Annotated in this window: 24 protein-coding genes and 1 pseudogene; 19 read left to right on the top strand and 6 right to left on the bottom strand. The window is 62.0% G+C overall.

Features of this window, described 5'->3' with window-relative positions; genetic code table 11:
- Positions 1-30 precede the first annotated feature (30 nt).
- Positions 31-1,833, top strand: a complete 1,803-nt coding sequence (locus TU73_RS01695; protein WP_057010684.1) for an acyl-CoA dehydrogenase — start codon at positions 31-33, stop codon at positions 1,831-1,833.
- Here the strand turns inward: TU73_RS01695 and TU73_RS01690 are convergent.
- Both TU73_RS01690 and TU73_RS01685 read right to left on the bottom strand, forming a co-directional pair.
- Positions 1,830-2,123, bottom strand: coding sequence for a cell division protein ZapA (locus TU73_RS01690; RefSeq protein WP_043047201.1), 294 nt, complete (start codon positions 2,121-2,123; stop codon positions 1,830-1,832). The two genes, TU73_RS01695 and TU73_RS01690, sit on opposite strands and share 4 nt — an antisense overlap.
- Positions 2,120-2,350 (bottom strand): hypothetical protein, encoded by a 231-nt coding sequence (locus TU73_RS01685; RefSeq protein ID WP_003187970.1) that lies wholly within the window; start codon positions 2,348-2,350, stop codon positions 2,120-2,122. The genes TU73_RS01690 and TU73_RS01685 overlap by 4 nt, the downstream gene beginning before the upstream one ends.
- 224 nt (positions 2,351-2,574) lie before the next feature.
- Here TU73_RS01685 and TU73_RS29550 point away from each other — a divergent pair.
- The 5 genes and pseudogenes from TU73_RS29550 to selO form a co-directional block, all read left to right on the top strand.
- Positions 2,575-3,351: pseudogene (locus tag TU73_RS29550) on the top strand (MCP four helix bundle domain-containing protein); the annotation flags it as partial.
- Positions 3,352-3,381: 30 nt separating this feature from the next.
- Complete coding sequence (locus TU73_RS29545; protein WP_372804090.1) at positions 3,382-4,254, top strand: methyl-accepting chemotaxis protein; 873 nt, start codon at positions 3,382-3,384, stop codon at positions 4,252-4,254.
- A gap of 239 nt (positions 4,255-4,493) precedes the next feature.
- Positions 4,494-6,236, top strand: a complete 1,743-nt coding sequence (locus TU73_RS01675) for a potassium/proton antiporter (RefSeq protein WP_005784108.1) — start codon at positions 4,494-4,496, stop codon at positions 6,234-6,236.
- A 49-nt stretch (positions 6,237-6,285) separates the two neighbouring features.
- Positions 6,286-9,669, top strand: a complete 3,384-nt coding sequence (gene mscK, locus TU73_RS01670; RefSeq protein WP_057010682.1) for a mechanosensitive channel MscK — start codon at positions 6,286-6,288, stop codon at positions 9,667-9,669.
- Between the two features lie 48 nt (positions 9,670-9,717).
- Positions 9,718-11,181, top strand: a complete 1,464-nt coding sequence (gene selO / locus TU73_RS01665) for a protein adenylyltransferase SelO (RefSeq protein WP_057010681.1) — start codon at positions 9,718-9,720, stop codon at positions 11,179-11,181.
- A 4-nt stretch (positions 11,182-11,185) separates the two neighbouring features.
- Here the strand turns inward: selO and TU73_RS01660 are convergent, their stop codons facing one another.
- Positions 11,186-11,587, bottom strand: coding sequence for a helix-turn-helix domain-containing protein (locus tag TU73_RS01660; RefSeq protein ID WP_046070589.1), 402 nt, complete (start codon positions 11,585-11,587; stop codon positions 11,186-11,188).
- Positions 11,584-11,880, bottom strand: coding sequence for a type II toxin-antitoxin system HigB family toxin (locus tag TU73_RS01655; protein ID WP_043047206.1), 297 nt, complete (start codon positions 11,878-11,880; stop codon positions 11,584-11,586). The genes TU73_RS01660 and TU73_RS01655 overlap by 4 nt, the downstream gene beginning before the upstream one ends.
- A gap of 222 nt (positions 11,881-12,102) precedes the next feature.
- Here TU73_RS01655 and trxC point away from each other — a divergent pair, with 222 nt between their 5' ends.
- The gene (gene trxC / locus TU73_RS01650) at positions 12,103-12,537 is read left to right on the top strand and encodes a thioredoxin TrxC (protein ID WP_034105847.1); all 435 of its coding nucleotides are present in this window, start codon (positions 12,103-12,105) and stop codon (positions 12,535-12,537) included.
- 130 nt (positions 12,538-12,667) lie between these two features.
- On the opposite strand, the gene TU73_RS01645 is transcribed toward trxC, so the two are convergent.
- Entirely contained in the window at positions 12,668-12,883 is a 216-nt protein-coding gene (locus TU73_RS01645) for a DUF6124 family protein (RefSeq protein ID WP_057010680.1), read from the bottom strand.
- A 520-nt stretch (positions 12,884-13,403) separates the two neighbouring features.
- On the bottom strand, positions 13,404-14,174 hold the full coding sequence (locus TU73_RS01640; protein WP_020301660.1) for a ParA family protein: 771 nt from the start codon (positions 14,172-14,174) through the stop codon (positions 13,404-13,406).
- A 338-nt stretch (positions 14,175-14,512) separates the two neighbouring features.
- On the opposite strand from TU73_RS01640, the gene TU73_RS01635 reads away from it, so the two are divergent.
- The 12 genes from TU73_RS01635 to TU73_RS01580 are packed head-to-tail and all read left to right on the top strand — an operon-like array spanning position 14,513 to position 25,339.
- On the top strand, positions 14,513-15,235 hold the full coding sequence (locus tag TU73_RS01635) for a beta-ketoacyl synthase chain length factor (RefSeq protein WP_057010679.1): 723 nt from the start codon (positions 14,513-14,515) through the stop codon (positions 15,233-15,235).
- Positions 15,211-16,023, top strand: coding sequence for a lysophospholipid acyltransferase family protein (locus tag TU73_RS01630; protein ID WP_057010678.1), 813 nt, complete (start codon positions 15,211-15,213; stop codon positions 16,021-16,023). Before TU73_RS01635 ends, TU73_RS01630 begins: the two co-directional genes overlap by 25 nt.
- Complete coding sequence (locus TU73_RS01625) at positions 16,001-16,270, top strand: phosphopantetheine-binding protein (protein ID WP_057010677.1); 270 nt, start codon at positions 16,001-16,003, stop codon at positions 16,268-16,270. The genes TU73_RS01630 and TU73_RS01625 overlap by 23 nt, the downstream gene beginning before the upstream one ends.
- A gap of 9 nt (positions 16,271-16,279) precedes the next feature.
- Entirely contained in the window at positions 16,280-16,534 is a 255-nt protein-coding gene (locus TU73_RS01620) for an acyl carrier protein (RefSeq protein WP_003209389.1), read from the top strand.
- Complete coding sequence (locus tag TU73_RS01615; RefSeq protein ID WP_057010676.1) at positions 16,531-17,076, top strand: COG4648 family protein; 546 nt, start codon at positions 16,531-16,533, stop codon at positions 17,074-17,076. Before TU73_RS01620 ends, TU73_RS01615 begins: the two co-directional genes overlap by 4 nt.
- Positions 17,073-18,743, top strand: a complete 1,671-nt coding sequence (locus TU73_RS01610; RefSeq protein WP_057010675.1) for an ApeI family dehydratase — start codon at positions 17,073-17,075, stop codon at positions 18,741-18,743. Before TU73_RS01615 ends, TU73_RS01610 begins: the two co-directional genes overlap by 4 nt.
- Complete coding sequence (locus TU73_RS01605) at positions 18,736-19,470, top strand: glycosyltransferase family 2 protein (protein WP_057010674.1); 735 nt, start codon at positions 18,736-18,738, stop codon at positions 19,468-19,470. The genes TU73_RS01610 and TU73_RS01605 overlap by 8 nt, the downstream gene beginning before the upstream one ends.
- A complete protein-coding gene (locus TU73_RS01600; RefSeq protein WP_057010673.1) occupies positions 19,467-20,402 on the top strand; it encodes a lysophospholipid acyltransferase family protein in 936 nt (311 codons plus the stop codon). The genes TU73_RS01605 and TU73_RS01600 overlap by 4 nt, the downstream gene beginning before the upstream one ends.
- Complete coding sequence (locus TU73_RS01595; RefSeq protein WP_057010672.1) at positions 20,386-21,927, top strand: HAL/PAL/TAL family ammonia-lyase; 1,542 nt, start codon at positions 20,386-20,388, stop codon at positions 21,925-21,927. Before TU73_RS01600 ends, TU73_RS01595 begins: the two co-directional genes overlap by 17 nt.
- Positions 21,920-22,348 carry an acyl-CoA thioesterase gene (locus TU73_RS01590; protein ID WP_057010671.1) on the top strand — a complete coding sequence of 143 codons (429 nt, stop codon included), beginning with the start codon at positions 21,920-21,922 and terminating at the stop codon, positions 22,346-22,348. Before TU73_RS01595 ends, TU73_RS01590 begins: the two co-directional genes overlap by 8 nt.
- Positions 22,342-23,037: an outer membrane lipoprotein carrier protein LolA gene (locus TU73_RS01585; protein WP_057010670.1), complete on the top strand. Its 696-nt coding sequence runs from the start codon at positions 22,342-22,344 to the stop codon at positions 23,035-23,037. Before TU73_RS01590 ends, TU73_RS01585 begins: the two co-directional genes overlap by 7 nt.
- A complete protein-coding gene (locus tag TU73_RS01580) occupies positions 23,027-25,339 on the top strand; it encodes an MMPL family transporter (protein ID WP_057010669.1) in 2,313 nt (770 codons plus the stop codon). The genes TU73_RS01585 and TU73_RS01580 overlap by 11 nt, the downstream gene beginning before the upstream one ends.

Genomic DNA, 25,339 nt, shown 5'->3' with positions numbered 1-25,339 from the left:
TCAGGCCAATTCCTCCAAAGGTAAGCCGCCATGTCCGAGTCGCTGCTCAGTTCCCGCAACCTGGCTTTCGAGCTGTATGAAGTCCTCGATGCCGAGGGCCTGACCCAGCGCGAGCGGTTTGCCGAACACAATCGCGAAACCTTCGATGCAGCCATCAGCACCGCGCGCAACATCGCAGAAAAGTACTTCGCCCCCCACAATCGCAAGAACGACGAAAACGAACCACGCTATGAAGACGGCCAGGCTATCCTGATTCCGGAGGTCAAACCCGCCGTGGACGCCTTCCTGGAGGCCGGTTTCCTTAATGCAGCCCGCAGTTTCGAGGCAGGTGGCATGCAGTTGCCGACCTTGCTGTCCCAAGCCTGCTTTGCCCACTTTCAATCGGCCAACGCCGCGTCAACGTCCTACCCGTTCCTGACCATGGGCGCCGCCAACCTGATCGAAAGTTTCGGCACCCAAGAGCAGAAACAACGCTTCTTGCAACCGATGATCGACGGACGTTTCTTCGGCACCATGGCCCTGACCGAGCCCCATGCTGGTTCATCCCTGTCGGATATTCGTACCCGCGCCGAACCTGCGGCTGACGGCAGTTATCGACTCAAGGGCAACAAGATCTTCATCTCCGGCGGCGACCACTCGCTGTCGGAAAACATCGTGCACATGGTGCTGGCCAAGCTGCCCGATGCCCCTGCCGGCGTGAAAGGTATTTCGCTGTTTATCGTGCCTAAGTTCCTGGTCAACGATGACGGTAGCCTCGGCGCTCGCAACGATGTGCTGCTGGCCGGGCTGTTTCACAAGATGGGCTGGCGCGGCACCACCTCCACCGCGCTTAACTTCGGCGATCACGGCAACTGTGTCGGCTATTTGGTGGGCAAACCTCATCAGGGCCTGAGCTATATGTTCCAGATGATGAACGAGGCGCGCATCGGCGTGGGCATGGGCGCAGTGATGCTCGGTTACGCCGGCTACCTGTACTCCCTGGACTACGCCCGCGAACGCCCCCAGGGCCGCCTGCCGGACAGCAAGGACCCGGGCACCGCACCGGTGTCGATCATCGAGCATGCCGACATCAAGCGCATGCTGCTGACCCAGAAAGCCTATGTGGAAGGCGCCTTCGACCTCGGCCTGTACGCGGCGCGGCTGTTCGACGACACCACCACCCTGCCTGCCGACGCCGAACGCAAGCAAGCCCACGAACTGCTCGACCTGCTCACGCCTATCGTCAAATCCTGGCCGTCGGAGTTTTGCCTCAAGGCCAACGAACTGGCGATCCAGATCCTCGGCGGGCACGGTTACACCCGCGAATACCCGGTGGAGCAGTACTACCGTGACAACCGCTTGAACCCGATCCATGAGGGCACTCACGGTATCCAGTCCCTGGACCTGCTCGGGCGCAAACTGGCGCAGAACGGGGGAGCCGGTTTGAAACAGTTGATTCGCTTGATCGCCGAGACTGGTGCACGGGCGCAGCAGTACCCGTCGCTCACGGCGCTACGCGCACCCTTGGAGCAACTGGTCAACCGGTTGCAAAGCGTCACGATCGGCCTGCTGACCGACCTCGCCCAAGGCAAGGTCACCAGCAGCCTGGCGAACTCGGCGCTGTACTTGAAAGTGTTCGGGCATACGGTGATCGGCTGGCGCTGGCTGGAACAAGCGATCCGCGCCGAAGAAGGGCTGGTCAAGGGCAATGCTGCCGATGTGGCCTTCTATAAGGGCAAGCTCCAGGCCGCCCGGTACTTCCTGACTTGGGAAGTACCAGGCTGCCATCATGAACTGGCGATTCTGGAGGCACGCGACGATACGTGCCTGGGGATGCAAGACGACTGGTTCTAAGGCTGCCCAATCACCTTGGAAATCACATCGACCGTGGCGCTGACTTGCTCTTGGTAACGGTCGAGTTCCTGCTGGTGCGCCTGCTGCATTTCGATCTGTTCGGCGCACAGGTTCAGCGCGGCCAATACCAATAATTTGTCACCGATCAGGGTCGGGTACTTTTTCTTGGTAACCGCCAGGGAGGCCTTGAGCATGGTCACGGCATGCATCAGGGTCTGATCTTCGCCGGCCGGTGCCTTGATCGAGTAATCCTCTCCGAGAATCGAAACGACCTTTATCCCCTCATTCATGCGCTGACAGGCCCTGCGCTCACACGCTCAACCAGCGCCTGGATGCGAGCGGCGGTGGCGCCGTGCTTTTCTTCCTGCTCCATCAGGTTCAGTTGCAGGCTGTCGTTTTCATCCTTGGCACGGGCCAGTTCGGCCTTGAGGGATTCGTTGCTGCCCAGCAACTCTTGATTCTGCTGTACGAGGTCGCTGACCAGTTGTTCCAATTGGCTAAGGGATGCTTCTAACATTTTGATTTCTCGGGCATTTAAAAAGGGCGGTGACGATAAAGAAAATTCACCTCGGATGCCAGGGTTATCCCCGGCGCGCAGCCCGATTATTCAGGGGCCGGGCTGCACTTTCGAGCCTTAGTGACTGCATTTACCCGATCTGGTTCCTGAATCCGTCCAACCCCTCGTCAGGTGCGACAAAAGCGCGCAGCCCTTTAAGACTTTAGTCGCGTGGCCGATAGCAGATGCACACCTCGTCTCACGGCCGCATGGATCGCGCTTTCCCCCAGGATTCCAGCATGTCACTTCGTAATATGAATATCGCTCCGAGGGCCTTCCTCGGCTTTGCGTTTATTGGCGCCCTGATGTTGTTGCTCGGTGTGTTCGCGCTCAACCAGATGAGCAAGATTCGCGCAGCCGCCGAAGACATTACCTTATCCAGCGTGCCCAGCATTCGCGCCCTCGACGAGTTCACCCAGCTGACCCTGCGCTTGCGCGTGTTGTCGTACCGCCTGCTGACCAACCGCGAGCCGGATGTGCAGCAAAAAACCCTGGAAGCCTTTGAGCTGCGCAATCAGCAGATTCGCTCGGCCCAGGGCGTCTACGAAAAACTCATCACCAGCACGCAAGAACGCAACGCCTATGACGAATACGTGCGCCTGCTGGGCCAGTATCACCAGATTGAAGAGCGCATGAAGAGCCTGTCACGCGCCAATCAGATCGACGAGCTGCGCAACCTGCTGAACACCGAGTTGCTGAGCAACTCCGAGCAAGTCAACGCTGTATTGACCCGTTTGCTGGATATCAATAACGACGATGCCAACGCCACCAACCAGCAAGCCAAAGACCAATACGACATGGCCTTTGACCTGGTAGTGGGCCTGCTGGTGGTTGCCACGGGGCTGACTGTACTGTTTGCCTGGTTGCTGACCCGCAGCATTACCCTACCCATCGCTCGCGCCCTCGAAGCCGCGGAAGAAGTCGCCGAAGGCAACCTCACGCGCCCGATCACCGTAGACGGCAACGACGAAGCCGGCCGCCTGCTCGCGGCCATGGCCAAGATGCAAAACAAGCTGCGCGACACCCTGCAGCGCATCGCCGGCTCCGCCACGCAGTTGGCCTCCGCTGCCGAGGAGCTGAACGCCGTCACCGACGAAAGCGCCCGCGGCCTGACCCAACAAAACAATGAAATCGAACAAGCCGCCACCGCCGTCAACGAGATGACCAGCGCTGTGGAAGAAGTTGCCCGCAATGCGGTGAGCACGTCCGAGGCCTCGCGCAACGCCACCACCTCAGCCGGCGATGGCCGTGACCTGGTGCAGGAAACCGTCAGCGCCATCGAACGCATGAGCGCCGACGTGCAAGCCACCGCCTCGCTGATTGGCGACCTGGCCAATGAATCGCGGGATATCGGCAAGGTGCTCGACGTGATTCGCGGCCTGGCCGACCAGACCAACCTGCTGGCCCTGAACGCGGCAATTGAAGCCGCGCGGGCCGGGGAAGCCGGGCGCGGTTTCGCCGTAGTGGCCGATGAAGTGCGGGCCCTGGCCCACCGCACCCAGCAGTCCACCAGCGAGATCGAGCGCATGATCGGCAGCATCCAGACGGGTACCGAGCATGCGGTGGATTCGATGCGCAACAGCACCGAGCGGGCCGAATCGACGCTGAACATCGCCAAAGGCGCGGGCATGTCGCTGGATACCATCAACACCGCGATTGTCGAGATCAACGAGCGCAACCTCGTCATCGCCAGCGCGGCGGAAGAACAGGCCCAGGTGGCGCGGGAAGTGGACCGCAACCTGGTGAACATTCGCGATCTGTCGGTGCAATCCGCTACGGGCGCCAGCCAGACCAGCGCCGCGAGCAGTGAATTGTCGCGCCTGGCAGTGGACCTGAACGGCATGGTAGGCCGCTTCCGTCTCTAACTGACTGCACTTTAAAATGCTTTGAATGTGGGAGGGGGCTTGCCCCCGATTGCGGTATATCAGTCAACTTATCTGTGGCTGACCCACCGCTATCGGGGGCAAGCCCCCTCCCACATTTGCTTCTGCGAAAATTCAGAAAAAGCTTTTTGACAGTGCAGCAATTCAACAGGTTAGAATCGCTGGCACGCAGACTGCATGGTCAGTTTGCGCCCCGTCTTCCCTGCTCTGGAGTACTGCCTTTGAATGCGACGACCATCAACAGCCTGTTCTTGATCGGCGCGTTGCTGGTGAGTGCGAGCATTCTGGTGAGTTCCCTTTCGTCCCGCCTGGGCATCCCGATCCTGGTGATCATCCTGGCCGTAGGCATGACCGCCGGGGTCGATGGCGGCGGCATCATTTTCGATAACTACCCGACCGCCTACCTGGTGGGCAACCTCGCCCTGGCCGTGATCCTGCTCGACGGCGGGTTGCGCACACGGGTGGCGAGTTTCCGCGTGGCGCTGTGGCCGGCCTTGTCCCTGGCTACGGTGGGGGTGTTGATTACCACCGGCCTCACGGGCATGGCCGCGGCCTGGCTGTTCGACCTCAATATCATCCAGGGCTTGCTGATTGGCGCCATCGTCGGCTCCACGGACGCCGCAGCGGTGTTCTCGCTGCTGGGCGGCAAGGGTCTCAACGAACGGGTCAGCGCCAGCCTGGAAATCGAATCCGGCAGCAACGACCCGATGGCGGTGTTCCTTACCGTCACCCTGATCGACATGCTCGCCAGCGGCCAGACCGGCCTGCACTGGAGCCTGCTCACGCACCTTATCCGCGAGTTCGGCATCGGTGGCCTGGTGGGTCTCGGCGGCGGCTGGCTGATGCTGCAGCTGGTCAATCGCATCAACCTGGCCAACGGCCTGTACCCGATTTTGGTGATCGCCGGCGGCCTGTTCGTCTTCGCCCTGACCAACGCCCTGCACGGCAGCGGCTTCCTGGCCGTGTACCTGTGCGGCCTGGTGATCGGCAACCGCCCGGTGCGCAGCCGCCATGGCATTTTGCATATGCTCGACGGCATGGCCTGGCTGGCGCAGATCGGCATGTTCCTGGTACTGGGCCTTTTGGTCACCCCCCATGACCTGCTGCCCATCGCCTTGCCGGCCCTGGGCCTGGCGCTGTGGATGATTCTGTTCGCACGGCCGCTGTCGGTGATGGTGGGGCTGTTGCCGTTCAAGGCGTTCCACGGACGCGAAAAAGCCTTTATCGCCTGGGTCGGCCTGCGCGGCGCGGTGCCGATCATCCTCGCGGTGTTCCCGCTGATGGCCGGCCTGCCCCATGCGCAGCTGTACTTCAACCTGGCCTTCTTTATCGTGCTGGTGTCGCTGCTGGTGCAGGGCACCAGCCTGCCGTGGGTGGCCAAGCTGCTCAAGGTGACCGTCCCGCCTGACCCGGCGCCGATCTCTCGAGCGGCGCTGGAAGTCCACGTCACCAGCGAGTGGGAGCTGTTCGTCTATCGCCTGGGCGCAGAAAAATGGTGCATCGGCGCAGCCCTGCGCGAGCTGAAAATGCCCGAAGGCACGCGCATCGCCGCGCTGTTCCGTGGCCAGCAACTGCTCCATCCGTCGGGTAGTACGGTGCTTGAAGTCGACGATCTGCTCTGTGTGATCGGCCACGAACATAACCTGCCGGCCCTGGGCAAACTGTTCAGCCAGGCACCGCAACGCGGCCTCGACCTGCGCTTCTTCGGCGATTTCGTTCTCGAGGGCGACGCCCAGCTGGGCGCGGTTTCGGCCCTGTACGGGCTCAAGCTGGAGGGTATCGACCCGGACATGCCATTGAGCCGCTTCATTACCCAGAAGGTCGGCGGCGCACCGGTGGTGGGCGACCAGGTGGAATGGAACAACACCATCTGGACCGTCGCGGTCATGGACGGGAACAAGATTGGCAAAGTCGGCGTCAGATTCCCCGAAGGAAGTCGCCCGGGCCCCGGACTCTTCCTCTAAACTGCGGGGCAATAACGCCCCGATTCTTCACCTTGCAAGACCGGTCTCTATGCCAACCCTGCGCACTTTTCTCGCCACTGCCCTGCTGGGCCTGACCCTTTGTGTCGGCAGCGTATACGCCGCCGACCCGCCCAGCGCCGACGCCATCCAGCAAAACCTGGATAAACTCCCCGATCGCAAGCTGCCCGACGCCGACATGAAAGCGTTGCAGGCGATCCTGCAGCAGACCCTGACCTACCTGGGCAACAAGCAGGATTACGAACAGCGCCTGGCCGACCTCAAGCGCCAGCTGGAAGAGGCACCGCGCCAGACCACCGAGAACCAGCGCGAGCTGACCCGGCTCAAGGCCACCAAGGTCATCCCGGTGGCCCAACGCTACGCCACCCTGCCGGTGCCGCAGCTCGAGCAATTGCTGGTACAACGCACCACCCAGCAAGGCGACCTGCAAAAAGAGCTGGCTGAGGCCAACAGCCTGACCATCGCCGCCCAGACCCGCCCCGAGCGCGCCCAGACCGAAATCAGCAGCAGCCAGACGCGCATCCAGCAGATCAACGCCACGCTCAAACTCGGCAAAGACAATGGCAAGGCTCTCAGCGGCGACCAGCGCAACCAGTTGAACGCTGAACTGGCGGCCCTGAATGCACTGATCCCCCTGCGCCGCCAGGAATTGGCCGGCAACAGCCAACTGCAAGACCTGGGCAACAGCCAACATGACCTGATCCAGGAAAAAACCGCGCGCCTGGAGCAGGAAATCCAGGACCTGCAAACCCTGATCAACCAGAAACGCCTGGCCCAGTCCCAGCAAACCGTCACCCAACAGTCCATCGAAGCACAGAAAGCCGGCGGCAGCAGCCTGTTGGCCACGGAAAGCGCGGCGAACCTCAAGCTCTCCGACTACCTGCTCAAAAGCACCGACCGCCTCAACGACCTAACCCAGAAAAACCTGCAGACCAAGCAGCAACTGGACACCGTGACCCAGAGCGATTCGGCCCTGGACGAGCAGATCAACGTGCTCAAGGGCAGCCTGTTGCTGTCCAAGATTCTATATAAGCAGAAACAGGCCCTGCCACGCCTTACCGTCGACCGCGACCTCGCCGACGATATCGCCAATATTCGCCTGTACCAGTTCGAGGTTAATCAGCAGCGCGAGCTGATCAGCTCCCCCAGCGCGTATGTGGATAAGCTGCTGGCCGACCAGCCGCCGGATGAAGTCACCCCGCAATTGCGGCGTACCCTGCTGGAGCTGGCGATCACTCGCAGTGACCTGCTGGAACGTCTGAGCCGCGAGTTGAGCGCACTGCTCAATGAATCCATCACCCTGCAACTGAACCAGAAACAACTGCTCAGCACCGCCACCACCCTGCGGGCGACGCTCGACGAGCAGATGTTCTGGATCCCGAGCAACAAGCCGCTGGACACCGAGTGGCTGGAAACCGTGCCGGCGCACTTGAGCAAGCAGATCACTACTCTGCCCTGGGCCTCCAGTGTCAGTGAGTTATATGACGGCCTGACCCAGCGCCCGCTGCTGTTCCTGCCGCTGCTGTTGCTGATTGGCGCGTTGCTGTGGCGCCGCAAGGCCCTGTACCAGCGCCTGAACAAGGTTCACCTGGATATCGGCCACTTCAAGCGCGACAGCCAGTGGCACACGCCCCAGGCCATCCTGATCAATATCCTGCTGGCGATGCCGGTGTCGCTGGGCCTGGCCCTGTGCGGCTACGCCTTGCAGATCGACGCCCGTGGGCAAAATGCCAACCTGGGCGCGGCACTGCTGCAGATCGCCCAGGCCTGGCTGGTCTTCTACACCGCCTATCGCATCCTGGCGCCGGGCGGCGTGGCGGAACTGCACTTCCGCTGGGAAAAGCCCCAGGTTGAATTCCTGCAAGGCTGGGTGCGCAAGCTCGGCCTGGTGGTGCTGGCCCTGGTGGCCGTGGTGGCGATTGCCGAACACCAACCGGCGGCGCTGGCCGACGACGTGCTGGGCATCGCCGTGGTGCTCACCTGCTACGCGCTGATGGCATGGTTGCTGAGCCGCCTGCTGCTCAACAGCCCGACCCACGAAAAGGCCTCGCTGTTTCGCAAGGCCATCGGGCTGCTGTTCACCGCCCTGCCGGTCGCGCTGTTTATTGCCGTGTGCTTTGGTTACTACTACACCGCACTGAAACTCAGCGACCGGCTGATCAACACCCTGTACCTGCTGATGTTCTGGCTGGTGATCGAGGCCACCTTTGTACGCTGGCTAAGCGTCGCCGCCCGGCGTTTGGCCTACGCCCGGGCCCTGGCCAAACGCCAGGCCGCCAAGGACGCCGGTGAAGGCGAAGCCGTGGTGGAAGAGCCGACACTGGACATCGAAAAGGTCAATGAACAATCCTTGCGCCTGATCCGCCTGGCCTTGCTCGGCGGCTTTATCGCGGCGTTGTACTGGGTGTGGTCGGACCTGATCTCGGTATTTTCCTACCTGGATAACGTCACCCTGTACGAATACACCAGCGGCACCGGCGCGAACATCAGCATGGTGCCCATCAGCATCGGCGACCTGCTGGGCGCCTCGATCATCATCGGCATCACCTTCGCCCTGGCGCGCAACCTGCCCGGCCTGCTGGAAGTGCTGGTGTTGTCCAAGCTGGACCTGGCCCAGGGCAGCGCCTACGCCACCACCACCTTGCTGTCCTACATCATTGCCGGCGTGGGCTTTGTGACCACGCTCTCCACCCTCGGTGTGAGCTGGGACAAGCTGCAATGGCTGGTGGCCGCGCTGTCGGTGGGCCTCGGTTTCGGCATGCAGGAGATCTTCGCCAACTTCATCTCCGGCATCATGATCCTGTTCGAACGCCCGGTGCGCATTGGCGATACCATCACCATCGGCAACCTGTCGGGTACGGTGAGCAAGATCCGCATTCGCGCCACCACCATCACCGACTTCGACAACAAGGACATCATCGTCCCGAACAAAACCTTCATTACCGGGCAACTGATCAACTGGTCGCTGACCGACACCATCACTCGGGTGACCCTCAAACTCGGGGTGGACTACGGCTCTGACCTGGACCTGGTGAAGGAATTGTTACTGAAAGCCGCACGGGAAAACCCACGGGTACTGAAAGAGCCCGAACCCCACGTGTACTTCCTCAACTTCGGCGAAAGCACTCTGGACCACGAGTTACGCATGCACGTACGCGACCTCGGCGACCGCAACCCGGTGTTGGACGAGGTCAACCGCTTTATCAACCGTGAGTTCAAGAAACAGCACATCAACATCTCGTTCCGGCAGATGGAGATCTACCTGAAAAACCTCCACGGCCAGGAATACAAACTGGTGCCGGCCGAGGATGAGCGCAAGACCATTGCCGAGCCCCTCGACAAGCCCGACGCACCGGAGCCACCAGCGGGCAAAGTTGTGGATGCGCCAGAGCCGCCACCGAGCAAACTCGACTAAACGCCCTATCCCCAGCAGAATACTCAGACATTCTGCTGGAGATGGCCGGTGAAAGCCCTCGACGAACTGACCTTCGACAACCGCTTCGCACGCCTGGGCGACGCGTTCTCAACCCACGTGCTGCCAGAACCCCTGGACGAACCCCGCCTGGTGGTGGCCAGCAAGGCCGCCATGGCCCTGCTTGACCTCGACCCGGTCGTGGCCGAAACACCGGTATTTGCCGAACTGTTTGGCGGCCACAAGTTGTGGGCCGAGGCAGAACCTCGGGCGATGGTCTATTCCGGGCATCAGTTCGGCGGCTACACCCCGCAATTGGGCGATGGCCGCGGGCTGCTGCTGGGCGAGGTGTACAACCAGGCCGGCGAGCATTGGGACTTGCACCTCAAGGGCGCTGGCATGACGCCTTACTCGCGCATGGGCGACGGGCGTGCGGTGCTGCGCTCTTCGATCCGTGAATTCCTTGCCTCCGAAGCCCTGCATGCGCTGGGCATCCCCAGCAGCCGCGCCCTGTGCGTGATCGGCTCCAGCACCCCGGTATGGCGTGAGAAACAGGAACGTGGCGCCATGGTTCTGCGCCTGGCCCAGAGCCATATCCGCTTCGGGCATTTCGAGTACTTCTACTACACCAAGAAGCCCGAACAGCAGGCCGAACTGGCCGAGCACGTGCTGAACCTGCACTACCCCGAGTGCCGCGAGCAGCCTGAGCCGTACCTGGCGATGTTCCGCGAAATCGTCGAGCGCAATGCCGAGATGATTGCCAAGTGGCAGGCCTATGGCTTTTGCCATGGCGTGATGAACACCGACAACATGTCGATCCTCGGCATCACCTTCGACTTCGGGCCGTTTGCATTCCTTGACGACTTTGATGCGCACTTCATCTGCAACCATTCGGATCATGAAGGGCGTTATTCCTTCAGCAACCAGGTGCCGATCGGGCAGTGGAACCTCAGCGCATTGGCCCAGGCGCTTACGCCGTTTATCAGCGTTGATGCGCTCAAAGAAGCCCTCGGCCTGTACCTGCCACTGTACCAGGCCCACTACCTGGACCTGATGCGCCGCCGCCTGGGGCTGACCACCGCCGAAGACGATGACCAGAAGCTGGTGGAGGGCTTGCTCAAGCTGATGCAGAACAGTGGCGTGGACTACACGCTGTTCTTCCGGCGCCTGGGAGACGAACCGGCGGCGCTGGCCGTGGCGCGGCTGCGCGATGACTTTGTCGACCTGGCCGGGTTCGACGCCTGGGCCGAGCGGTACAAAGCCCGTGTTGCGCGGGACGGGGATGATAGCCAGGAGCAGCGCCGTGAGCGCATGCACGCGGTCAACCCGCTGTATATCTTGCGCAACTACCTGGCCCAAAACGCCATCGCCGCCGCCGAAGCGGGGGACTACAGCGAAGTGCGACGGCTGCATGAGGTGCTTTCCAAGCCGTTTGAGGAACAAGCGGGGATGGAGCAATACGCGCAGCGGCCGCCGGATTGGGGCAAGCATTTGGAGATTAGTTGTTCGTCTTGACCTCTTAGATAAAGGTCTCCACAGACACCCCAAAACGCTCGGCCAGCCAACGAATCTGGCGCACGTTGAGCTGGCGTTTTCCGCTCAACACCTCAGAGACGACTGATTGCGCCCCAACCCCCGGAAGGTCGCTCTGGGTGAGGTTGTGCTCGCGCATCATGTAGCGCAGCACATCGACCCCGCTGGCGACGGGCATTGGGCGATGCTCGCGATCATAAGCTTCGATCCAGTCGCTAAGAATATCGACCAGGCTCATCAGCGGGCTGTCCTCGTCTTCACCCACCAGGCTCAACAACTCATCCAAACCGCACACCAGTGCGTCGTAGTCTGCCTCGTTTTCCGGCTTACGCAGCACAGGCGAAACGAATTGCCAGTGCTCTGCAGCCACTCGCATAAGTGCGCTCATCTGATTTTTTCCTTCCATTTGTCCTTCTCATAATCGCGATGGTCAAGCAGGTGCTTGATGTAAACGCGCTGCATTCGATACTGCACCGATGCAATCAACCTCAGCTTGTTACCGCCAATATCAAACACATGAAATTCACCTACCTTGTCCGTGGCGGGAAACATGGCTTTCATCGCAGCGAAGTCCTTGGGGGCGTTGCGCTTGATCACGCGATACCACTGATCCAGAGCTGTTGCCGAGCGCGGCCATTTTCCCTTTGCTTCCCAGATCCTGCTTTCACTGATGACTCGCATGCAACGTCCTTATCGCATCTTGCTATGAAGGTTAAACCTGAATTCGAACTATCGCAATTTGCTATAGCCGCAAACAGACCGGTGGCGCACAACAAAAAGCCTAGCCACACGAATCATCCCGGAGCGGGCGAAAATGTGAGCGAATAAGTCGCTGTATCTAACCTTGATAAACCCCACTCCCGACACCAAATACACCTATTGGCCAGACTCCAGGAGCCTCCGATGTCCGAACCACTTGTAATTCCCTGCCCCCATTGCAACGGTCTCAACCGCATCCCCGGCGAGCGCCTGGGTGATGCGCCCAAATGCGGGCGTTGCAAGCAGCCGGTGTTGTTGAACAAGCCTTTTGAATTGAAACAAGGCGACTACGCCAGCCAGATCAAGGGCGACCTGCCGTTGCTGGTGGATGTGTGGGCCGACTGGTGCGGGCCGTGCAAGTCGTTTGCGCCGGTATTCGAGCAGGCCGCCGGGCAGCTTGAAGGCAAGTGCCGGCTGGCCAAGCTGGACAGCGAGGCCAACCAGCAGTTGTCGGCGCAGTTGGGGATTCGTTCGATCCCCAGTTTGATTCTGTTCAAGAACGGTCGCGAAGTGGCGCGCCAGAGTGGAGCGTTTCCTTTGCCGCAGTTGATGAGCTGGTTGCGTAGCCAGGGGGTGTAAACATCCCCCTCCATCAACTCGGTCAATGTGGGAGCTGGCTTGCCTGCGATGCAGGCGACTCGGTCTGCCTGGTACACCGAGGTGATGCCATCGCAGGCAAGCCAGCTCCCACATTGAATGCATTTCAGGTTCAGGTCTGCGGGGCTTCGCGGTCCATCATCTGGCTGACCAGCATGACGCCCAGCTCGCTTAACTGGTGGATGGCCAGCGCTACGTCACGGTGTTCGCCGGTGAGGTCGTTGGACAGGTTGAGCAGCAAGGTGCGCACCGAGGAGAAGGTTTCGTAGCTGTTGAGCACGAGGGTTTCGGTGGGGAGGTTGGATGAAACGGTATAGAGGTTAGCCATGGATCGTCTCCGGGTTGAGGAGCCGCAACCAGCCCGCTACTAAACGGAGGGTGGCAGCTGTACGCAGGTTAGTAGACCGGGGAGACGCAACCGGCGCGCTCGAAAGCGCCCTCCGTACAGCCACCATCGAATCCAGGAAGATCCTGATCGACGATTTGCCGTACGTCTCACCACGGGCTACTAAACCCGATCACTGAACATTCAGCGACCGGCAAACCTTAGAGACACCCATCCAGACGCACAAGCCGGCGGATTCTGGCGTAGCTGTAGGCAAGGTTACAAGGCATAAGCCCAATTGCCAGACCCTTCCTACAGACCCTGTGGGACAAATCCAACTCACCTGCCGAAATGCAATCCAAACTGTGGGAGCTGGCTTGCCTGCGATCCAGTCAACTCGGTGATTCAGGCACACCGAGTCGATACCTTCGCAGGCAAGCCAGCTCCCACATTTGGATCGCGGTGCCTCAGCTAGATCAGCGTCGGCTGTCACGGGCAAGCCCGGCTCCCACAGTGTTCGAGGTCAGGCGTTTTCCAGCAGGTTGTGCAACTCCACAAACTGCTGGGTCAGTTTGTGCCGTGGGTCGAGGTGGATCAGCGGCTTGCTCTCCTGGTGCGACTCACGCATACGCACCGAGCTGGCCAGGTACACCGGCAGCACCGGTAAACCTTCGGCAATCAACTCATCGAGAATCTGCTGCGGCAAGCTCGCCCGTGCCTGGAATTGGTTGACCACGATGCCCTCCACTTCCAGGCCTTCGTTATGGTCGTCCTTCAATTCTTCGATCTCTGCCAGCAGGCCATACAGAGCCTGGCGCGAAAAGCTGTCACAATCGAAGGGAATCAGCACACGATCAGCCGCAATCAGCGCCGAAACGGCATAGAAGTTCAGCGCGGGAGGCGTGTCGAGATAAATCCGGTCGTAATCCTCACTCAACTCATCCAGCAGCTTTCGCAGCTTGTTGATCTTGTGCTTGGCTTCAAGCTTGGGCTGCAGGTCTGCCAGCTCGGCAGTGGCGGTGATCACGTGCAGGTTGTCGAAAGGCGTTTCGTAGATATCCACCTTGTTCTTTTTCGAAAACGGCCCGGAAGACAGGGTTTGCTTGAAAAAATCCGCGATCCCCATAGGGATATCGTCGCCGGTCAACCCAGTAAGGTATTGGGTTGAGTTGGCTTGTGCATCGAGGTCCACCAATAGGGTCCGGTAGCCTTCGCTGGCGCTGACGGCCGCCAGGTTGCAGGCGATGCTGGACTTGCCAACGCCGCCTTTCTGATTGAACACCACGCGCCGCATGGAAAAACCTCCGTGTATCAATGAATCTGCGAGTGTAGAGGGCAAAAGTGCCTGTTAGCTACCTCGTTCATCCATGCACTGCTGCATTACCGGTAATGCCTTAATACGTCACGCACATATGAATAGGAACGGTCCGACAATCCAAGTCGCCCCTGGGTAAAGGACAATGTGTCATTCCTGCCCACTAATTTGTAATCAGACTTGAACAATTCTTTACCAAAGTTTGCTAGAACCCCACGGCACCGGGATAATGCGCGCCATTCGGCCATCGCTGCCTGTCCCGGTATTCGGGGCTACCGGCCGCACATGGAAGCCCGCAGGGGCGGGATATCTTCTCAGTGATCAACTTCAACATCGCCCAATGGCGCGCCTGGGCTCCTGGCCTGGAGACCGCGGACGACTGGCACGCCTGGAGCCGGGCCCCGGTGTTGCTGCCTGTCAGTGAAGCCTCGCCGGATGTGTCATTTTTGCCAGCGATGCAACGCCGCCGCCTCAGCCGCCTGGCGCGCATGGCCTTCAGTGTGGGCTGGCCATTGGCCGAGGGCTTGCAGGATTTGCCCCTGGTGTTTATCTCCCGGCACGGCGAAACCCCACGCACCCTCGATATCCTCAGTGACCTGGCCAACGACCAGCCGCTGTCGCCAACCCAGTTCAGCCTGTCGGTGCACAACGCAGTGATTGGCCTGTGGTCGATCCTGCGCAATGAAACCAGTGAAATGACCGCCCTCGCCGCCGCAGGCGATGGCCTGGAGCACGGCGTGCTCGAAGCCGCCACCCTGCTCAATGAAGGGGCCCCCGCGGTGCTGCTGGTGATCACCGAAGAACAGCCGCCCGAAGCCTACGCCGGTTGGATCGATGATGTGCCGTTCCCCTACGCCCTCGGCCTGTTGCTGACCCCGGGCGACGAGTGGCAACTGGAACTCACCAGTGCCACTGTCCAACCCTGCACCACCGCCCAGTGGCCCCATGCCCTGAACCTGCTGCGCACCCTGTTGACCGAACAGGGCGCCTGCCAACATGCCTGGAAGAACCGCGTATGGAACTGGCAACGCAAGCCCTGACCGACAAGCCTCGAGACGCCTACTACTGGCGCCTGTTCGCCACCGCCGCGAGTTTTTTCGTGTTCGGCATGGGCGGACTGTGCCTGCGTTTGCTGGTGTTTCCGCTGCTTAATTGCCTGCCGGGCGACGCCACGCAGCACCAGCGGCGCGCACGCCACACCATCAGTTGCCTGTTCTGGTTCTTTATCCGCTTGATGAAATCCCTGGGCATCCTCACTTTCAGCGTCGAGGGCGCCGAAAAGCTCGGGCGCCCCGGGCAGATGATCGTCGCCAACCACCCGTCGCTGATCGACGTGGTGTTCCTGATCGGCCTGATGCGCCAGACCAACTGCGTGGTCAAGCAGAGCTTGTTCCAGAACCCGTTCACCCGCGGCCCGGTGCGCGATGCCGGCTATATCAGCAACGACGGCAGCGCCGACATGCTCGATGCGGCTGCCGACGCCCTGCGCACCGGCCAGACCCTGATCATCTTTCCCGAAGGCACCCGCACCACGCCCGGCGCGGCGCCTGCCTTTCATCGCGGTGGCGCTGCCATTGCCCTGCGCGGTGCGACAATCATCACCCCGGTGGTGATCAAGGTCAGCCCCACGACCCTGACCAAGGCCGAACCCTGGTATCGCATTCCCAAACGTCGATTCCACTTCAGTTTGCGCGTGGGGGCCGATATAGAACCACAAGCGTTTGCCGCGCTCGGCCCCGCGCCCCAGGCTTCACGCAAGCTCAACGATTACCTGCATCACTATTTCATTAAGGAGCTCGCCGAAGATGAGCAACCAAAAAAGCCTTGAGCACGAGATAAAAGAGCTGATCATCGAGGCCCTGGGCCTGGAAGACATCAGCGCCGACGATATTGGCAGCGATCAGACCCTGTTCGGCGAAGGCCTGGGCCTGGACTCGGTCGACGCCCTGGAATTGGGCCTGGCGATCCAGAAAACCTACGGTATCAAGATCGATGCCGACGCCAAAGACACCCGCAATCATTTCACCAACGTGGCCAGCCTTGCGGCGTTCGTCACGGCCCGACAGGCAGCTTGAGACCGTACCATGCAAACTCGTGACGATATTTTCAACACCCTGCGCGACGCCTTGGTGGAACTGTTTGAGCTGGAACCTGAACGCGTCACCCTTGACGCCAACCTGTACCAGGACCTGGAAATCGACAGCATCGACGCCGTGGACCTGATCGACCACATCAAGCGCCAGACCGGCAAGAAGATCGCCGCCGAAGAGTTCAAGGCAGTACGCACTGTGAACGACGTGGTTGAGGCGGTGTACCGTCTGGTCCAGCCCGCCGCATGAGCCGGCTGATCGGCCTTGGCCTGTTGTTGGCGGGGCTGCTGTACCCCTTCGCTGTGTATTACGGCACCGAGCACTTTGCGCCGTGGCAGTTCGGCTTGTTGCTGGGCAGCTTGTGGCTGCTGCGCGCCCTGACGGCTGCGCGGCGCCCGGGCAGCCGCGCGATGGCGGCAACGGTGATCCTGTTCTGCCTGCTGCTGGCCTGGTTTGATAACCCGCAGTGGCTGCGCTGGTACCCGAGCCTGGTCAGCGCGTTCATGTTGGCGCTGTTCGGCCTGAGCCTGAAATACGGCCCGCCGATGGTCGAGCGTCTGGCACGCATGACTGACCCGCAGCTGCCGCCGAAGGCAATCGTGTATACCCGCCAGGTCACCGTGGTGTGGAGTGCATTTTTTCTGTGTAATGGCTTGCTCGCCGCCGCGCTCACGCTGTGGGCGCCGCTGAGCTGGTGGACGTTGTACAACGGCTTGATCGCCTACGGGCTGATGGCGCTGTTGTTTGCCGTGGAATGGCTGGTACGACAAAGGGTTCGAGGCCGCGTATGAATGGGTTGAAACTTGAGCACTTGTTGCTTGAGCCGCTGCAACAGCGCTGGGTCACCACCGAGCCTGACATGAATCACGCCCAGCTGTGGGAAGCGTCCCTGCGCCTGGCAGCCGGCCTGCAGGCGCGTGGCATCCAGCGCCTGGCCGTGTACCTGGAAGACGCGGGCGTCCTGGCGATTGCCTTGCTGGGCGCCTGGCGCGCCGGTGCCAGCGTGCTGCTGCCCGCCGACCTGCAGCCCCAGACCCGCCAACGCTGGGCGCCTGCCGTCGACGCCTGGCTGACCGAAGTCGCTGACCTCGAGGCGCTGTACCAGGCGCCACTGAGCCCTGCGGTGCTTGATCTGGACAGCTGCCAACTGAGCCTGTGTACCTCCGGCTCCAGCGGCGAGCCCAAGCGCATCGACAAGTCCCTGCGCCAACTGGCCAATGAAGTCCAGGCGCTGGAAGCCCTGTGGGGCGCGGACCTTAAAGACGCCTGCATCATCGGCAGCGTCGCGACCCAACATATCTACGGCTTGCTGTTTCGTGTGTTGTGGCCGCTGTGCGCAGGTCGCCTCTTTGTGCGCAAACAACTGGCATTCCCCGAAGACATGCAGCGCGCCAGCCGCGAGTATCCCCGATTTGCCTGGGTCGCCAGCCCGGCGCTGCTCAAGCGCATGGGCGACAACCTCGACTGGCCGGCACTGAGCCGAGTAGCGCGGGTGTTTTCCTCCGGTGGCGCGTTGCCGGTTGAAGCCGCCGGCAGCCTATACGACCGCTTGCAGCAATGGCCGACGGAAATTCTCGGCAGCTCGGAAACCGGCGGCATCGCCTGGCGCCAGGGCGCACAACCCTGGCAGCCGTTTGCCGATGTGCAACTGAGCCAGGATGCCGACGGCGCGCTGCGCATCGCATCAAAATACCTGCCCGAAGGGCATGTGGAGCAAACCGCCGACGCCGCACGCATCCATGCCGATGGCCGTTTCGAATTGCTGGGCCGCTTGGACCGCATCGTCAAGCTGGAAGAAAAACGCATCTCCTTGCCGATGCTGGAACAAGCGCTGATGACCCACTCCTGGGTCGCCGAAACCCGCCTGGGCGTGGTGCAGGAAAACCGCGCCTCCCTTGGTGCCCTGGTGGTACTCAGCGCGGCGGGCCTGCATGCCCTGCGCAACCAGGGCCGGCGCACGCTGACCCAAACCCTGCGCCAGCACCTGGGCCAGCATTGCGAAGCCCTGGCCCTGCCCCGGCGCTGGCGATTGCTGCGCCAATTGCCGCTGAACAGCCAGGGCAAGCTGCCCCAGGCCGAGGTCGAAGCGTTGCTGTTGGCGCCACGCCCCAAAGCCCCGCAAGTGCTGGAACAGGTCGAAGCCGATGGCGAATGGACCGTGCAACTGAGCGTTCCGCCGGACCTGACCTATTTCAGCGGCCACTTCCCGGTAACGCCCGTGCTGCCGGGCGTGGTGCAGGTGGAATGGGCATTCAACCTGGGCCAGCAACTGCTGGACTTACCGGGTACATTCGCCGGGATGGAAGTGCTCAAGTTCCAGCAACTGGTGCGTCCAGGCGATCAAATCGAACTGCACCTGCGCTTTGACCGGGAGCGCCGCAAGCTGTACTTCGCCTACCGCAACGGCGTCGCTGCCTGCTCCAGCGGACGGATAGTGCTGGAGGCCGCACATGCATAACCCTTGCGCCCTGATCCCGGTCTACAACCACGAAGCCGCTGTGCCCGCAGTGGTCCGCAGCCTGCTCGACAGCGGCCTGCCCTGCCTGCTGGTGGACGACGGCAGCAGCCCGGCCTGCGCAGCGGTGCTGGCGCAACTGGCGACGCTGGGCAGCGTCACCCTGCTGACCCTGCCCAGCAACCAGGGCAAAGGCGGCGCGGTCATGGCCGGTTTCCGGGAGGCGGCGCGCCTGGGCTACACCCACGCCCTGCAAGTGGATGCCGACGGCCAGCACGACTTGCGTGAAGTCGAGACCTTTATCGACACCTCCCGCCGGCACCCCAACGCGATCATCTGCGGCTACCCCGAATACGACGACAGTGTGCCCAAAGGCCGCTTGTATGCGCGCTACCTGACCCACGTGTGGGTATGGATAAACACCCTGTCGTTGCAGATCCGCGACTCGATGTGCGGCTTTCGTGTGTACCCGCTGGCGCCGACCCTGGCCTTGATGGACTCGGCCTACATCGGCACGCACATGGATTTCGACTCGGACATCCTGGTGCGTCTGGCCTGGCGCAACCAACCGATGCGCTGGCTACCGACCCAGGTGCACTACCCGGCCGACGGTTTGTCGCACTTTCGCTTGTTCCGCGACAACGTTCGCATCAGCGCCATGCACACGCGGCTGTTTGTCGGCATGTTGGTACGTGCGCCGATGATCCTGTGGCGACGGTGGCAGGCATGAGCGACAGCACCAAGCACTGGGCCGACCGCGAGGAGCGTGGCAGCTTCTGGCTGATGAAATTCACCGCGGTCGCCGCAAAAGTCCTCGGTCGTCGTTTGTTGAGCCCGTTGCTGTACAGCATCGTTTTTTACTTCTTCCTGTTTGGCCGCACTGCGCGCCAGAGCGCCTGGCACTACCAGCAGCGCCTGGCCGAATGGAGTGGGCGCAATGAGCTACGCCCCACCCACAGGAAAGTCTTCGGCCAATTCATGGCCTTCGCCGATTCGCTGCTGGACAAGCTCGATGTGTGGAACGGCAAGCTAAGCCTGGAGCAGATCGACATCGACGACCCGGCGCAATTGCGCGGGCAACTGCGTGGCGAACGCGGGCAGATGCTGGTGGGCGCACACCTGGGCAACCTCGAAGTATGCCGCGCCCTCGCGGAGATCGGTGAGCAGGTGACCATGAACGTGCTGGTGCACACCAAGCACGCCGAGCGTTTCAACCGCCTGTTGGGCGAAGCCGGCGCCACCCATTTGCGCCTGATCCAGGTCAGCGAGCTGGACCCGGCCACCATGCTGCTGCTCAGCCAGCGCCTGGACGAAGGGGAGTGGCTGGCAATTGCCGGCGACCGCATACCGCTGCACGGCGGGCGCACGGTGCGCGTGGATTTCCTCGGCCATGCCGCCGCCTTCCCCCAAGGTCCGTGGCTGCTGGCCGGCCTGCTCAAATGCCCGGTGAACCTGCTGATGTGCCTCAAACACCAAGGCCGCTATCGCCTGACCATCGAGCCTTTCGCGCCGTTGATCGAATGGAAGCGCAGCACCCGCGAGCAAGTGATTGCCGAGTGGGCTGCACGCTACGCCGCACGCCTGGGCCAGTTTTGCCTGCAAGCGCCCCAACAATGGTTCAACTTTTACCCTTTCTGGAAGACCGATGACGACGCATCTTGAGCCGGTAACCTTTGGCGAATGCCCTTTGCGCATCGAAGACGTGCTGGCCTTGGCCAACCGTCAGGTGCCCACGCAATTGCAGGATGACGCTGCCTATCGCCAGCGTATCGCCAAAGGTGCGCAGTTCCTCGACTCGCTGCTGGACAAGGAAGGCGTGATCTACGGCGTGACCACCGGCTACGGCGACTCCTGCGTGGTGGCGGTGCCGCTGGAACACGTCGAGGCGCTGCCCCGTCACCTGTACACCTTTCACGGCTGCGGGTTGGGCAAGTTGCTTGACGCCCAAGCCACCCGCGCCGTGTTGGCGGCGCGCTTGCAGTCGCTATGCCACGGGGTATCCGGGGTGCGCGTGGAACTGCTGGAGCGCCTGCACGCCTTCCTCGAACACGATGTGCTACCGCTGATCCCGGAAGAAGGTTCGGTAGGCGCCAGCGGTGATCTGACACCGTTGTCCTACGTGGCCGCGACCTTGTCCGGCGAACGCGAAGTGCTGCTGCGCGGCGAACGCCGCCAGGCGGCCGATGTGCACCGCGAACTGGGCTGGGAACCGCTGGTATTGCGCCCCAAGGAAGCCTTGGCCTTGATGAACGGCACGGCAGTGATGACCGGCCTGGCCTGCCTGGCCTTCGCCCGCGCCGACTACCTGCTGCACCTGGCCACGCGCATCACCGCGCTGAATGTGGTGGCGCTGCAAGGCAACCCGGAGCACTTCGACGAGCGCCTGTTCGCCGCCAAGCCACACCCGGGGCAGATGCAGGTTGCAGCATGGTTGCGCAACGACCTGGCGATCGATGCGCCGACGGCACCGTTGCATCGCCTGCAGGATCGCTACTCCTTGCGTTGCGCCCCCCACGTGCTCGGTGTGCTGGCCGACAGCCTGAATTGGCTGCGCTCATTTATCGAGATCGAGCTCAACAGTGCCAACGACAACCCGATCATCGACGCCGAAGCAGAGCGCGTGCTGCACGGTGGGCATTTCTACGGCGGGCATATCGCCTTTGCCATGGACAGCCTTAAGACCCTGGTGGCCAACGTCGCCGACCTGCTTGACCGCCAACTCGCCCTGCTGGTGGACGTGCGCTACAACCACGGCCTGCCGAGCAACCTGTCAGGCGCCCCGGCTGACCGCGCGATGATCAACCACGGCTTCAAGGCCGTGCAGATCGGCACCAGCGCCTGGACCGCCGAAGCGCTGAAAAACACTATGCCGGCCAGCGTGTTTTCGCGCTCTACCGAGTGCCACAACCAGGACAAGGTCAGCATGGGCACCATCGCCGCCCGCGATGCCATCCGTGTGCTGGAGCTGACCGAACAGGTCGCCGCCGCTACCCTGCTCGCTGCCAACCAGGGCGTGTGGCTGCGCGCCCAGGCCGAGGATGCACGGCCGCTGCCACCAGCGTTGGCCGCCATGCATGCCGAACTCGTCAAAGACTTCCCGCCGGTCATTGAAGACCGCGCCCTGGAAGGCGAACTGCGCCTGTGCCTGCAACGCATCGCCGAGCAACACTGGGGGCTGCATGCGTAGTCAGGGTGTGTTGCACAGCGACACTGAAATCCTCGTGCCTTTTTTCGATATCGACACCATGAACGTGGTGTGGCACGGGCATTACGTGAAGTATCTGGAAGTGGCGCGCTGTGCGTTGCTGGACAAGCTCGGCCATAACTACACGGCCATGCTCGAGTCCGGCTACGCCTGGCCGGTGATCGACATGCAGCTACGCTATGTGCGTGGCGCCACCTTCGGCCAGACCCTCAATGTGCGCGCCAGCCTGGTGGAATGGGAGAACCGCTTGAAGGTCAATTACCTGATTACCGACCTGGCCAGCGGCGAGCGTTTGACCCGCGCGAGCACCGTGCAAGTAGCGGTGGAAATCGCCAGCCGCGAGATGCAACTGGCCTCGCCCAAGATATTCACCAACGCCGTCGAAAGGGCCCTGAAATGCTGACCCCTGTGGGAGCGGGCTTGCCCGCGAAGATCCTGAGAGCCCTGCTGAGTGTCAGGCAACCCGCGTTATCGTTAACGTCCTTCGCGGGCAAGCCCGCTCCTACAGGGTTCCTGCTTATCCTGTTGTTGTGTATTCCCAACCTGGCGAATGCTTTCGACCTGCAACAGCTGAGCGATCAGCTTGCCAAACCCTCCGTCATCCACGGCAACTTTACCCAGGAAAAACACCTGCGTGCCCTGCCCCAGCCGCTCGTCAGCAAAGGCACCTTCGTGCTCGCCAAGGACCACGGCCTGCTGTGGCTGTTGAACACCCCACTGCAACAGGACTACCGCATCAACGCCCAAGGCATTGCCCGGCGTGACGCCAATGGCTGGCAACCGCTGCCGAACAAGAGCGCCGGCGCCGAACAGAATCGCTTGTTCCTCGCGGTGCTGCAGGGCGACAGCAGCGGCTTGCAGCGTGACTTCGAACTGCAACTGCAAGGCCAGGCCCAGCAATGGAAGCTCACCCTGATCCCACGCTCGCTGCTGCTCAAGCAAGTGTTCACCCGGATCGATATCGACGGCGGCGAGCTGGTGCACACCATCGAACTGCTGGAAACCCAGGGCGACAGCACCGTGCTGCGCATGCAGGACAGCACGGCCAGCCAGCCCCTGAGCGAAGCGGAGCAACACGACTTTGCCCAGTGAGCGCCTGCTGCCGCGCCTGTTCCTGATCCTGCTGGTGGCCGTACTGGCCCTGGCCGGCTGGCAGTGGCGCCATGGCGCGCCGTTGTCGGCCAACCTGATGGAGCTGGTGCCCGGCAGTACGCCAAACGCCCTTGAGCAGCAAGCCGAACAGCGCATGCAGGAGCCGCTCAACCGCGAAATGCTGGTGTTGGTCGGGCATGCCGACCGCCAGCAAGCGCTGGCCATGGCACAACAATTGGGCGAGCGCTGGCAGGCCAGCGGCTTGTTTGAAAAAGTGCAGTGGAACCTGCAAGCCGACCTGCCGGCGTTGCGCGAGCAACTGCTGCGCGGACGCTTGTCGATGCTCTCGGCCAAGGACCGCGAGCAGTTGATCGAGCAACCCGACGCCTTTATCCAGCAGCGGGTACAAGCATTGTTCGACCCGTTCACCGGCTTCAGCCTGGTGCCGAGCCAGGACGACTGGCTGGGCCTGACCGGGCGCATCCAGAACAGTCAGCCGCAACACGGCTCGGTGCAACTGGATATCGGCAGCGGCGCCTTGATCGCCGACGCCGACGGCAAAAGCTGGGTGCTGCTGCGGGCGCGCACCACCGGCAATGCCTTCGATATGCAATTGCCGCTGCAAGTGGCGGACCTGCTCCAGACCAGTCGCGCACAAGCTGGCGAGCAAGGCGCGCAGCTGCTCGCCGCCAGCGGCTTGCTCTATGCCGCCAACGGGCAACGGCAGGCCACCCGGGAAATCACCTGGGTCGGCGGCGGTGCGACCATCGGCATCCTGCTGTTGCTGCTGCTGGCATTCCGACGCTGGCGGGTGTTGCTGGCGTTTGTGCCGGTGCTGGTGGGCATGCTGTTTGGCGCGGTGGCCTGCGTGGCGCTCTTCGGACATATGCATGTGATGACTCTGGTGCTGGGTTCCAGCCTGATCGGCGTGGCGGTGGATTACCCACTGCACTACCTGTCGAAAAGCTGGAGCCTGCAGCCTTGGCGCAGTTGGCCGGCCTTGCGCCTGACCCTGCCGGGGCTGAGCCTGAGCCTGGCGACCAGTTGCATCGGCTACCTGGCGCTGGCCTGGACGCCGTTCCCGGCCCTGACGCAGATCGCGGTGTTCTCCGCCGCCGGGCTGGTTGGTGCTTATTTGTGCGCCGTGTGCCTGTTGCCGGCGTTGCTCAAGGGTGTGGAACTGCGCCCGGCGCACTGGCCGCTGCGCATCGCCGACAGTCTTTGGCAAATGCGTACGGCACTGATCAAGCACGTGCCCAGTTCGGTGCTGCTGGTGTGGGTGCTGTTGTTCTGCGCCGGGGGCCTGTGGCAACTGAACAGCAAGAACGATATCCGCCAATGGATCGGCGCGCCGCCGCAATTGCTCCAGGAAGCCCAGGCCGTAGCGCGCATCACCGGGTTCCAGCCCACCAGCCAGTTTTTCCTGGTGCGGGCCGACAATCAGCAACAGTTGCTGGAACGCCAAGCCGCCTTGGGTAAACGCTTGGATCAGTTGGTGAATATGGACAAGCTCCAGGGTTACCTGGCGCTCAATCAACTAGTGAGCCTTGCCGAGGAGCAGCAACAATTGCGGGACGCGCTGAACAATCTGGCGCAACACTGGCAGCCGCTGCTGGACCTGGGTGTACCCGCCAGCGCGCTGCAAGCCGAAGTCGCGCAGTTGCAGGCGCTGCCCATCACCGACATCGACGCCGCGTTGCAAGGGCCGCTGGCCGAACCCTGGCGTACGCTGTGGCTCGGCCCGGTCGACGGCGGCGTAGCGGCCATGGTCAGCCTGCAAGGCTTGAACAACCCGGCGCTGCTGCGGGTGCAGGCGCTGGACTTGCCCGGCGTGCAATTGGTCGATCGCCTGGGCGACTTGAACCGGGTGTTTGCCGACACGCAAATCAGCGCCGCCGAATTGAAGTTGATGTCCTGCGTGCTGATTGTGCTGTTGCTGATTGCACCCTTTGGCTTTGGCGGTGCCTTGCGTATCGTCGCCCTGCCGCTGCTGGCCGCGCTGTGCAGCCTGGCCAGCCTCGGTTGGCTGGGCCAGCCGCTGACCCTGTTCAGCCTGTTTGGCCTGTTGCTGGTGACGGCCATCAGCGTTGACTATGCGATTTTGATGCGCGAGCAGATCGGCGGTCCGGCCGTCAGCCTGCTGGGGACGCTGCTGGCAGCACTGACGACTTGGTTGTCGTTCGGCCTGCTGGCAGTCTCCAGTACACCGGCGGTGAGTAATTTCGGCCTGTCGGTCAGCCTGGGCCTGGCGTTCAGCTTTATGCTGGCGCCCTGGGCCGGGCAGCAGAAACACACCTTATGA

The sequence above is a fragment of the Pseudomonas libanensis genome (genome assembly GCF_001439685.1).
Lineage (GTDB): Bacteria > Pseudomonadota > Gammaproteobacteria > Pseudomonadales > Pseudomonadaceae > Aquipseudomonas > Aquipseudomonas libanensis.
Note: the sequence above shows the minus strand (reverse complement) of the source record. Positions and strands in the feature narration are given on the sequence as shown.

What these genes read in the sequence shown, in the direction of transcription:
- TU73_RS01695 (WP_057010684.1), top strand. Translation starts at nt 31, where the DNA reads ATGTCCGAGTCGCTGCTCAGTTCCCGCAACCTGGCTTTCGAGCTGTAT.
- TU73_RS01690 (WP_043047201.1), bottom strand. Translation starts at nt 2,123, where the DNA reads ATGAATGAGGGGATAAAGGTCGTTTCGATTCTCGGAGAGGATTACTCG.
- TU73_RS01685 (WP_003187970.1), bottom strand. Translation starts at nt 2,350, where the DNA reads ATGTTAGAAGCATCCCTTAGCCAATTGGAACAACTGGTCAGCGACCTC.
- TU73_RS29545 (WP_372804090.1), top strand. Translation starts at nt 3,382, where the DNA reads ATGGCCAAGATGCAAAACAAGCTGCGCGACACCCTGCAGCGCATCGCC.
- mscK (WP_057010682.1), top strand. Translation starts at nt 6,286, where the DNA reads ATGCCAACCCTGCGCACTTTTCTCGCCACTGCCCTGCTGGGCCTGACC.
- TU73_RS01660 (WP_046070589.1), bottom strand. Translation starts at nt 11,587, where the DNA reads ATGAGCGCACTTATGCGAGTGGCTGCAGAGCACTGGCAATTCGTTTCG.
- TU73_RS01655 (WP_043047206.1), bottom strand. Translation starts at nt 11,880, where the DNA reads ATGCGAGTCATCAGTGAAAGCAGGATCTGGGAAGCAAAGGGAAAATGG.
- trxC (WP_034105847.1), top strand. Translation starts at nt 12,103, where the DNA reads ATGTCCGAACCACTTGTAATTCCCTGCCCCCATTGCAACGGTCTCAAC.
- TU73_RS01645 (WP_057010680.1), bottom strand. Translation starts at nt 12,883, where the DNA reads ATGGCTAACCTCTATACCGTTTCATCCAACCTCCCCACCGAAACCCTC.
- TU73_RS01640 (WP_020301660.1), bottom strand. Translation starts at nt 14,174, where the DNA reads ATGCGGCGCGTGGTGTTCAATCAGAAAGGCGGCGTTGGCAAGTCCAGC.
- TU73_RS01630 (WP_057010678.1), top strand. Translation starts at nt 15,211, where the DNA reads ATGGAACTGGCAACGCAAGCCCTGACCGACAAGCCTCGAGACGCCTAC.
- TU73_RS01625 (WP_057010677.1), top strand. Translation starts at nt 16,001, where the DNA reads ATGAGCAACCAAAAAAGCCTTGAGCACGAGATAAAAGAGCTGATCATC.
- TU73_RS01620 (WP_003209389.1), top strand. Translation starts at nt 16,280, where the DNA reads ATGCAAACTCGTGACGATATTTTCAACACCCTGCGCGACGCCTTGGTG.
- TU73_RS01615 (WP_057010676.1), top strand. Translation starts at nt 16,531, where the DNA reads ATGAGCCGGCTGATCGGCCTTGGCCTGTTGTTGGCGGGGCTGCTGTAC.
- TU73_RS01610 (WP_057010675.1), top strand. Translation starts at nt 17,073, where the DNA reads ATGAATGGGTTGAAACTTGAGCACTTGTTGCTTGAGCCGCTGCAACAG.
- TU73_RS01605 (WP_057010674.1), top strand. Translation starts at nt 18,736, where the DNA reads ATGCATAACCCTTGCGCCCTGATCCCGGTCTACAACCACGAAGCCGCT.
- TU73_RS01600 (WP_057010673.1), top strand. Translation starts at nt 19,467, where the DNA reads ATGAGCGACAGCACCAAGCACTGGGCCGACCGCGAGGAGCGTGGCAGC.
- TU73_RS01595 (WP_057010672.1), top strand. Translation starts at nt 20,386, where the DNA reads ATGACGACGCATCTTGAGCCGGTAACCTTTGGCGAATGCCCTTTGCGC.
- TU73_RS01590 (WP_057010671.1), top strand. Translation starts at nt 21,920, where the DNA reads ATGCGTAGTCAGGGTGTGTTGCACAGCGACACTGAAATCCTCGTGCCT.
- TU73_RS01585 (WP_057010670.1), top strand. Translation starts at nt 22,342, where the DNA reads ATGCTGACCCCTGTGGGAGCGGGCTTGCCCGCGAAGATCCTGAGAGCC.